The sequence below is a fragment of the Massilia sp. PWRC2 genome, from assembly GCF_049896725.1.
In the GTDB taxonomy this organism is placed as follows: Bacteria; Pseudomonadota; Gammaproteobacteria; order Burkholderiales; family Burkholderiaceae_D; genus JAFCUW01.
The window spans coordinates 283,456-291,847 of record NZ_JAFCUW010000008.1 but is presented as its reverse complement, the minus strand read 5'-3'; the positions used below and the strand labels follow the sequence as shown (position 1 = coordinate 291,847).

Here is an 8,392-nt window from a genome sequence, read left to right as displayed (position 1 = left end):
ACGTGAAACGCTCGGCTGGAAGTCCCCGCTGGTGGTTTATACCGAACACATGGCTCGGCTACAATTGCAGGCCGATTCGATTCATTAACCCGGTGTTGCACTTGATACTTGAGACCGCCCTGCTATTAACCGGGCGCATCAACCCGGCGTCACTGAAAGATTTTTGTTGTCGGAATAAAAAATCTGCGGCAAACCACCGTGAGGTGGTTTGCCGCAGATTCGATATTGCTTCGTACCAATCAGGAATTAATTCTTAGGCGTGAATTTACCCAGGCCAGCCGCCGTCCAGCTCAAGCCACCAACGCCGCATGTACCCGTGTAGGTCAGCGTCTTACCGCTGACAAGAGAGTCAGTAATGGTAGTGTTGTAAACGATCGCAATGGTAGGAGTGGTGCCAGCAGCGTCGCCAGCTGCGGTGACCGACGTCACGTATTTGCCAGAATAGGCGGTGGCAGCCTGCAAGCCGAGGGTCGCATTGGTGGCGCTAACCAAAGTACCATCACTGCAGGAAATACCGATGGCGGTCATTGCTGGACTTGCCAAGCTAACGCCTTCCTGGACCTTGGCTTTCGTCGTGTAATCCTGGTACGCCGGCAATGCGACTGCTGCCAGAATACCGATAATTGCCACGACGATCATCAACTCAATCAGGGTGAAACCTTTTTGTGCTTGTTGTTTGTTTTGAGCGAATTTCATGAGTAAACTCCAGGTTAAGTAGAAATAATATGTGTCACACGTCTGGTGTGTCGGCCTATACTCTCGATACAGCAAGTTGCGGGCCAGCGAAGATTTACCAAATAATCTGCCATTGGCACATGCCTGGGCGGTGCCAAACAAGCTTTTTGACACACCACGAACTGTGCCAACTCATGTGGCACAACGCAGCACTATGCCAACCCATCTGGCGTTAGCTTTATTCTGGAAGTGAAATGATCAACCTTGCGACAGCGGCAACATTAACAAATTGGAGTAAGCGAACGTTGTGGCGCCGAATTTCCGATGGTACTTTGTCGAGAACAGGCGATGATTCAATGGCAGATGATAAAAAGACAAAGATTGATCTTGACACCATCATGTCTCATATATGCATACCGATAGAATCAGGCGACCTGGAATTAATCGAAAGCGCAGACGCCGGAGATGCAAAGGCACAAACCGACCTGGCCGTGCTCTTTCTTTCTTATGGGAAGTGGGAGAGTGCTATTTACTGGCTGGAGTTGGCAACCAAGCAAAATTATTCAGGAAGCATGTACTGGCTCGGTCGCTGTCATATAGATGGTAATGGAGCAATAGCTGATGAAAATTTGGGCGTTATGTGGATTGCGAAAGCGGCCTCTCTTGGTCACATTGTTTCAACCGCCCTGATGAAGGCGATCCTGGCGAAGGATGGCAGGCAAGAGAGCTGTATTTAAGGCTCCTTAAACAGCTAGCGCTGCTGGCGCTTAGTGCCATGAACTCGAGCTCAATCGCAGGATCAAACCGCGTCATCGACTTGTGCGCGAAAAGTCGCATGTCGACAATCGCGAGAGTGTGGGCATCAAGGTCAATTCCCCGCTGCCTTCGTAGCACGTGAGTCGATCGATCGAGCGGATCCTTGAGTGCAGGGGCGAAACCCGCACTTGCCGCTAAATCGCTACTTTTAGCCCTCTCTAAAGCTGGGGGGATTCCTCATCAGCAAAGCAACGGTTGCACGAACCTGATGTTATTTGATGATTGTGTTATCGGAATAAAAAATCTGCGGCAAACCACCGTGAGGTGGTTTGCCGCAGATTCGATATTGCTTCGTACCAATCAGGAATTAATTCTTAGGCGTGAATTTACCCAGGCCAGCCGCCGTCCAGCTCAAGCCACCAACGCCGCATGCACCCGTGTAGGTCAGCGTCTTACCGCTGACAAGAGAGTCGGTAATGGTAGTGTTGTACACGATCGCAATGGTAGGGGCGGTGCCAGCAGCGTCGCCCGCTGCGGTGACCGACGTCACGTATTTGCCCGCATACGCGGTGGCGGCCTGCAAGCCGAGGGTCGCATTGGTGGCGCTCACCAACGTGCCATCACTGCAGGCAATACCGATGGCGGTCATTGCTGGACTTGCCAGGCTCACGCCTTCCTGGACCTTGGCTTTCGTCGTGTAATCCTGGTACGCCGGCAATGCGACTGCTGCCAGAATACCGATAATTGCAACGACGATCATCAACTCAATGAGGGTGAAACCTTTTTGTGCCTGTGGTTTGTAAGCGAAATTCATGAATAAGCTCCAGATTAAGTAGAAATAAGATGTGTCACACGTTGTGTGTGTCGGCCTGTACTCTCCATAGAGCAAGTTGCGGGCCAGCGATGATTTGGCAAAAAACCTCTCTATGGCACATGCTTGGACAGTGCCAAAGCGCTTTTTTGGCACACCAAGAGCTGTGCCAAATCATCTGGCACAACGCGGCGCTATGCCAATTAATCTGGCGCTGGTGTGAATTTGAAAGCAATGTGATCTGCCGCCGCCGTACCGGGGGGCACGGGGGAAATCCCCGTTGGGGGATTTCTTGCTTTGCCTAGCAGGCAAGGTCCTTGATGGGAATAAGGCTATGTGAATTACTTTTGGCAAAGCCCTACAGCTGCGCGGTCCAGTCCCCGCTTTTCCCGCCATGCTTTTCCAGCACCCGCACATCGGTCATCACCATGCCCCGATCGACCGCCTTGCACATATCGTAGATCGTCAATAAGCCCACCTGCACGGCCGTCAGCGCTTCCATTTCCACCCCGGTCTTGCCGAAGGTTTCCACCTGGGCGCGGCAGTGCACCCGATCGTGGGGCGCGTCGATCTGGAAATCGACGGTGACGCGGGTCAGCGCCAGTGGATGGCACAGGGGAATCAGGTCGCTGGTTTTTTTGGCGGCCATGATGGCGGCGATGCGGGCGATCCCCAGCACATCGCCCTTTTTTGCGCTGCCCGAAGTAATCAGGGCCAGCGTGGCCGGCTGCATGCGGATGGTGCCGGCGGCAACGGCCACGCGCGCGCTGTCGGCCTTGTTGCCGACATCGACCATGTGGGCCTGGCCGCTGCTGTCGAAGTGGGAGAGGGTCGGTTCAGTCATGTGAATATGGGTTCGGATGAGAATCTGTCAGAGAGGGCCACCGCGCGCTGTTGCGTCGGCTGGGTACGGGTATGATAGCACCGTGAAATCGACTCTCGCCCCCGCCCCTGCCCCACTGCGAACAGCGCGCCGCCGGCTGCGCGCAACCATGCTGGCCCTGCTGCTGGCCGCACCGGCAGTCGCCATGGCGCAGAGCCTGCCCGTGCTGGGCGACAGCGCCCGCGGCGACCTCTCTCCCGTGCTCGAGAGAAAACTGGGCGAAGAGATCATGTTCGACGTCCGCCGCGACCGCGATTTTCTCGACGACGACCCCATCCTCGATTATTTGAATACCTTCGGCAATGCGCTGGTGGCGGCATATCCTGGCGCGCGCGGCGAGACCGGCAACGATTATTATTTCTTTTGCGTGCGCGACCCCATGCTCAACGCCTTCGCCCTGCCGGGCGGCTTCATTGGCGTTCACTCGGCCCTGCTGCTGGCCGCCGCCAACGAGTCAGAACTGGCGTCAGTGCTGTCGCACGAAATCGGCCACGTCACCCAGCGCCACATCGCCCGCATGATCGGCCAGCAAAAGGGCGATGCCCTGATGCCGCTGGCCGCCATCATCCTTGCCGCGCTGGCCTCGAAGGCGGGGCCGGATGCCGCCATCGGCGTGTTCATGGGCGGCCAGGGCCTGGCGATCCAGCGCCAGATCAATTTTACGCGCGAGGCGGAACGCGAATCGGACCGCGTTGGCTTTCAAATCATGACGGCGGCCGGTTTTGATGCCACCGGCATGGTGGCTTTTTTTCAGCGCATGCAAACGGCGACCAAGGTCTATTCGGACTTGACGCCACCCTGGCTGATGAGCCACCCGCTCACCTCCGAGCGCATCACCGACATCCGCGCCCGCATCCGCGCCATGCCGTTCCGCCAGCGCATCGATGGCCTCGAGTTTTATCTGGTGCGCTCGCGCGCGCGCGTGCTGCAGGATGAAAGCAGCCAGGGCCGCACTGAAGCGCAAACCGCTTTCAATGCGCAACTGCAGCAGCAAAACCGCCAGCAGCAGGCGGCCGCCCAGTACGGCCTGGCCTATCTGGCGATGAAGCAGGGCGAACTGGCGAAGGCGGCCGATTGGCTCAGCCGCGCGCGCGCCACCATGAAGCCGGTCAGCGGCGCCGTGTTTTCCACCGGCCAGAGTGCTTCCGACGGCGGCGCCCTGTTTGCCGCCCTCGACCTGGAAATCAAGCTGGCCCCCGGCCAGCCGCCTTCACTGGCGGCGCAAACGGTGCGCGACGCCGAGCAGGCGCACGACAAATTCCCCCTCTCGCGCGGCATCGCCCGCCAGTATGCCGACGCCATGATCGTCGCCGGTCAGCTCGATGCGGCCACCGTGTATTTGCGCGACCAGGTGCGCCAGTACAAGGAAGAGCCAAAACTTTACGATTTATTGGCCAAGGCCTATGCCGCCCAAGGCAAATTGACCCTGCAGCACATCGCACTGGCCGAGTCGTATGTGCTGGCCGGCGCCGTGCCGGCCGCGGTCGATCAGCTGGGCATTGCCCGCAAGGCGCCCGATGCCTCGTTTTATGACCTGGCCCTGATCGATGCACGCGAACGCGAATTGCAAACGCGCCAGCGTGACGAGCAGAAAGAGAAAAAAGAGCGCTAAACGGGCAGTACAGTGCCTGCCGTCGCCGGCAAACGCACGAAGCCGAAGCGGGCCGCAAGGTCGGCGCTGGCGATGCGCTCAACGGCAATGCTGCTCTCGCCCAGTTGCAGCCGCAGCGACCCGGTGCCGTTTTCCAGCCAGGCCAGCAGGGCGTCGTCGCTGATCGGCGTGTGATTGAGCGACAGGGCGGCGAGTAATGGGGCAACATCGCGGTCATCGACCTGCGCCACCACCGCCCCGGCCACCACGACGAGCGCGCCGGCCTCGCTGAGAAACGCCTGCTGCGGCGCCAGCGGCGCGCCGGTCTGCACCGTCAAGCCGTGCACGGGATCGGTGCGGGCGATGTACGGCGTCGCTGCGAGGTTGACGAATACGCGCTGCGGGCCATTCTGAAAAAACCAGCAGCCCCGTCTATCGACCGCGTAATTGCGGTTGATAAAGGCGAGCAGGGCGGTTTGCACCACCTTGTCGCCGGCCAGCCCGAGCTGCTGGGCGCGCTCGTCGCGCATGCGCCAGACGCCGCGGGCGTCGAGCGCCAGCCAGTCATAGCAATCGGGTACATTCGGCCACTTGGCCATGGCCTGTTTTACGATGTCATCCATGTGTTGATCCTTGAGCGTCAGCTTCGCACAAAGGCGCGAAGGTGGGCGCGCGGCTGCCGCCGTGCTCGTCGAAAAATGCCAGCATGGACTGTGGCAGCCAGTCGAGCCGTCCCGGCGGTGCGCCCACCATGAAGCCGACGTGGCCGCCCTGCTCGGTATAGCGCAGTGTCACCGCCGCCGCCGCGCTGGGCGGCAGATGGCGCCCCGGCAGGAAGGGATCGTTGCGGGCGTTGAGCACCAGGGTGGGCACGGTGATGTCGTGCAGCACGTGCTTGGCGCTGGCGCGGTCCCAGTAATCGTCGGTGTTTTTATAGCCGTGCAGCGGCGCCGTCACCACGTTATCGAACGCGTACAGGTCGCGCGCGGCCAGCAGGGCGGTGCGGTCGAACAGGCCGGGGAACTGGTCCAGCTTGTGCAGGCACTTCGGCTTGAGGGTGCGCAGGAACATGCGCGTGTACAGTAAATTAAAACCGGAGGACAGCGCAATGCCGCCCTGCGCCAGGTCGAGCGGCGCCGAGATGGCGCAGGCGGCGCTGACGATGGCCGCCTGCTGCTGCGCCTCGCCCAGCCAGCGCAACAGCGCGTTGCCACCGAGCGAGACGCCGGCGGCGAACAAGACGCCGCTGGCGCGCGCCTTCAGGTGACGCACAATCCAGTCGATTTCAGCGGCATCGCCCGAATGATAAAAGCGCGGCGCCAGGTTCGCTTCGCCGGAGCAGCCGCGAAAGTGCGGCACCGCGCCCGACCAGCCGCGCGCGGCCAGCGCCGCCATCAGCGCCCTGGCGTAATGGCTGCGCGAGGACCCTTCCAGACCATGAAACAGCACCACCGTGGGACGCCCCGGCACGCCATCGAGCAGGTCGACATCGACGAAATCGCCATCGGGCGCCAGCCAGCGCTCACGGCGCAGGGGTGGGCCGGCCGGGCTGGCCGCCAGCGCCGGATAAATGGTCTGCAAGTGGCCGCCAGGCAGCCAGGCGGGGGCGCGGTAGGGCGGCAAGCGTGGCCTTAGTGCAGGCTCGAGGTGGCCGGCATGCTGCTCGGCGACGGCACCGGCACCGGTCCCGGCGCCACCGACACATGGTGCAGCACCATGCGCCAGCCTTGCGGGGTTTTCAGGTAGACATTGGTGGCGACCAGGTGGGCTGGCTGCTGGCCATGCGCGCCCTGCGGATCGACACCGGTGCTGCCTTCGATGACCGTGTGTACCGCGCTCATCAGGTTGTGCGCCTCGTACAGCTGCGACGGCCGGATCTGCAGGCCGCCCCTTTGCAAGATCGCTTCCCATGCGGCCTGGATGGCGACATGGCCATGCAGGCGGGGGCCGCCGGGGTGGATACAGACGATCTCGTCGTCCTCAGCCCACAGCAGCATCAGGGCGTCGATATCGCCGCGGTTGAGGGCATCATAAAACGCCGCTTCGACTTCGGCAGGGCTGCCGTTGAGCCTGACCGTTTTCATGGCATCAGTGGTGCGGCAGCGCCGTACCGGCTTTCAGGCGGTAGGCGGTGCCGCAATACGGGCACTTCGCTTCGCCATGGTGGTCGAAGTCAAGAAATACGCGCGGGTGGGACGACCACAGCGGCATGGCCGGGTTGGGGCAATGCGCTGGCAAGTCGTTGCCGTCAAGTTCTACCGCAGGGACGTGCTGCTTCATATTTTCTCCGAAGGGCGGGCCGGGCCGATGTGGCCTAGCGTAGACAGGATTTTAGACGATTCGGACGGCTTGCCGGAACCCTCGGTAAAATAGGGGGCGCCCGACGATTGGGTGCTGCCTGCGTGCCTGCCTGGCGCTCCCTGTTTTTTTGCTTTTTTACATGCTTGCCCCTGTGGCATGAACGCCACATGGATCGACTGATTCCTCCTTCTTCCACTGCCGAGCGCGGCGCGCCCCTGGTCAACCTGTCCGACGCCCCCGATGCCGCTGCCTGGAAAGCCGGCTTCGCCGCTGGTGCGCCGACCCTGTTCGGCATCGCCGCCTGGGGCATGGTGGTTGGCATTGCCATGGTCAAGGCGGGTCTTGGCGTGCCGCACGCGCTGGGCATGACATTGCTGGTGTTTGCCGGTTCGGCCCAGCTGGCGGCGCTGCCGCTGATTTTTGCCAACGCGCCCATCTGGGTGATTTTTACCACCGCGCTGGTGGTCAACCTGCGCTTCGTGATTTTTTCGGCCCTGATGGCGCCCCATTTTTCCCATCTGCCATGGCGCGCGCGCCTGGGCCTGGGCTATATCTCGGGCGACATTTCAATTGCCCTGTTTTTGCAGCGCTTTCCCTCGCCGGCGCCCGAAGCGGGCAAGCTGTCGTACCTGAAGGCGCTGATGTTTCCCAACTGGTGCGCCTGGCAAACCGGTTCCATCATCGGCATTTTGCTGGGCAGCGCCGTGCCCGCCGCCTGGGGGCTGGGCTTTGCCGGTACCCTGGCCATCTTGTGCATCACCGTGCCGCTGGTGGCCAACAAGGCGGTGCTGGCCGGGGTGATTGTTGCCGCCGGCGTGTCCGTGCTGGCGTTTAGCTTGCCGTTCAAGCTCGGTTTGCTGGTGGCGGTGGTCGCTGGCATGCTCACCGCCATGGTGGTCGAAGAACGCTTCGAACGTCTGCGTGGCGCGAAGGTCAAACCATGAGCGAGCTCGATATCTGGCTGGTGATCGGCGCGCTGGTTGTCGCCACGGCGGTGGCGCGCTCGTCGCTGTGGCTGGTGGGTCATCGCATCAGTATTCCAAAACGGGTGCAGGAAATGCTGCGCTTTGCGCCGGCCTGCGCGCTCGCGGCCATCATCGCCCCCGATATCCTGATGAGTGGCGGCCAGTTGCAGACCAGCCTGGGCAATCCGAAATTGCTGGCGGCCATCGCCGCCGCCGCCTTTTACTGGCTGCGGCCCCACATGGTGCAAACCATCGTGTTCGGCATGCTGGTGTTTACGGCGGCGCGGCTGTGGCTGCCTGCCTGAGGGCGCGGCGCGGCCCGTGATTTGCCCGCGCGCCCCCTCGGGCCGATAGGGGTTTTCCATCCCGTCATCAGGTAAAATAGCGTTCTTTCTACTTTACGAGCGCTG

General features: G+C 61.2%; 12 protein-coding genes. 5 read left to right on the top strand and 7 right to left on the bottom strand.

Annotated elements, in window-relative coordinates:
* Positions 1-257 (top strand): hypothetical protein (locus ACP7BZ_RS17065; protein WP_426115275.1); only part of this gene is annotated, 257 nt, incomplete at its 5' end.
* On the opposite strand, the gene ACP7BZ_RS17060 is transcribed toward ACP7BZ_RS17065, so the two are convergent.
* Positions 247-696, bottom strand: coding sequence for a pilin (locus ACP7BZ_RS17060; RefSeq protein WP_426115274.1), 450 nt, complete (start codon positions 694-696; stop codon positions 247-249). The genes ACP7BZ_RS17065 and ACP7BZ_RS17060 overlap by 11 nt on opposite strands.
* Positions 697-929: 233 nt before the next feature.
* Between ACP7BZ_RS17060 and ACP7BZ_RS17055 the strand changes: the two genes are divergently transcribed.
* Entirely contained in the window at positions 930-1,412 is a 483-nt protein-coding gene (locus ACP7BZ_RS17055) for a tetratricopeptide repeat protein (RefSeq protein ID WP_426115272.1), read from the top strand.
* 386 nt (positions 1,413-1,798) lie between these two features.
* Here the strand turns inward: ACP7BZ_RS17055 and ACP7BZ_RS17050 are convergent, their stop codons facing one another.
* Together ACP7BZ_RS17050 and moaC are read right to left on the bottom strand one after the other, a co-directional pair.
* Positions 1,799-2,245, bottom strand: a complete 447-nt coding sequence (locus ACP7BZ_RS17050; protein WP_426115270.1) for a pilin — start codon at positions 2,243-2,245, stop codon at positions 1,799-1,801.
* Between the two features lie 355 nt (positions 2,246-2,600).
* Positions 2,601-3,086, bottom strand: coding sequence for a cyclic pyranopterin monophosphate synthase MoaC (gene moaC / locus ACP7BZ_RS17045; protein WP_426115268.1), 486 nt, complete (start codon positions 3,084-3,086; stop codon positions 2,601-2,603).
* 148 nt (positions 3,087-3,234) lie between these two features.
* Here moaC and ACP7BZ_RS17040 point away from each other — a divergent pair, with 148 nt between their 5' ends.
* A complete protein-coding gene (locus tag ACP7BZ_RS17040; protein WP_426115305.1) occupies positions 3,235-4,737 on the top strand; it encodes a M48 family metalloprotease in 1,503 nt (500 codons plus the stop codon).
* On the opposite strand, the gene ACP7BZ_RS17035 is transcribed toward ACP7BZ_RS17040, so the two are convergent.
* The 4 genes from ACP7BZ_RS17035 to ACP7BZ_RS17020 are packed head-to-tail and all read right to left on the bottom strand — an operon-like array spanning position 4,734 to position 6,996.
* Positions 4,734-5,339, bottom strand: a complete 606-nt coding sequence (locus tag ACP7BZ_RS17035) for a DUF2946 family protein (protein WP_426115266.1) — start codon at positions 5,337-5,339, stop codon at positions 4,734-4,736. The genes ACP7BZ_RS17040 and ACP7BZ_RS17035 overlap by 4 nt on opposite strands.
* On the bottom strand, positions 5,332-6,339 hold the full coding sequence (locus tag ACP7BZ_RS17030) for a YheT family hydrolase (protein ID WP_426115264.1): 1,008 nt from the start codon (positions 6,337-6,339) through the stop codon (positions 5,332-5,334). Before ACP7BZ_RS17030 ends, ACP7BZ_RS17035 begins: the two co-directional genes overlap by 8 nt.
* A gap of 8 nt (positions 6,340-6,347) precedes the next feature.
* Positions 6,348-6,800 carry a YybH family protein gene (locus ACP7BZ_RS17025; RefSeq protein WP_426115261.1) on the bottom strand — a complete coding sequence of 151 codons (453 nt, stop codon included), beginning with the start codon at positions 6,798-6,800 and terminating at the stop codon, positions 6,348-6,350.
* 4 nt (positions 6,801-6,804) lie between these two features.
* Positions 6,805-6,996, bottom strand: a complete 192-nt coding sequence (locus ACP7BZ_RS17020) for a zinc-finger domain-containing protein (protein WP_426115259.1) — start codon at positions 6,994-6,996, stop codon at positions 6,805-6,807.
* Positions 6,997-7,184: 188 nt separating this feature from the next.
* Here ACP7BZ_RS17020 and ACP7BZ_RS17015 point away from each other — a divergent pair, with 188 nt between their 5' ends.
* Both ACP7BZ_RS17015 and ACP7BZ_RS17010 read left to right on the top strand, forming a co-directional pair.
* On the top strand, positions 7,185-7,961 hold the full coding sequence (locus ACP7BZ_RS17015; RefSeq protein WP_426115257.1) for an AzlC family ABC transporter permease: 777 nt from the start codon (positions 7,185-7,187) through the stop codon (positions 7,959-7,961).
* Positions 7,958-8,287, top strand: a complete 330-nt coding sequence (locus ACP7BZ_RS17010; protein WP_426115255.1) for an AzlD domain-containing protein — start codon at positions 7,958-7,960, stop codon at positions 8,285-8,287. Before ACP7BZ_RS17015 ends, ACP7BZ_RS17010 begins: the two co-directional genes overlap by 4 nt.
* The last annotated feature ends 105 nt before the right edge of the window (positions 8,288-8,392 follow it).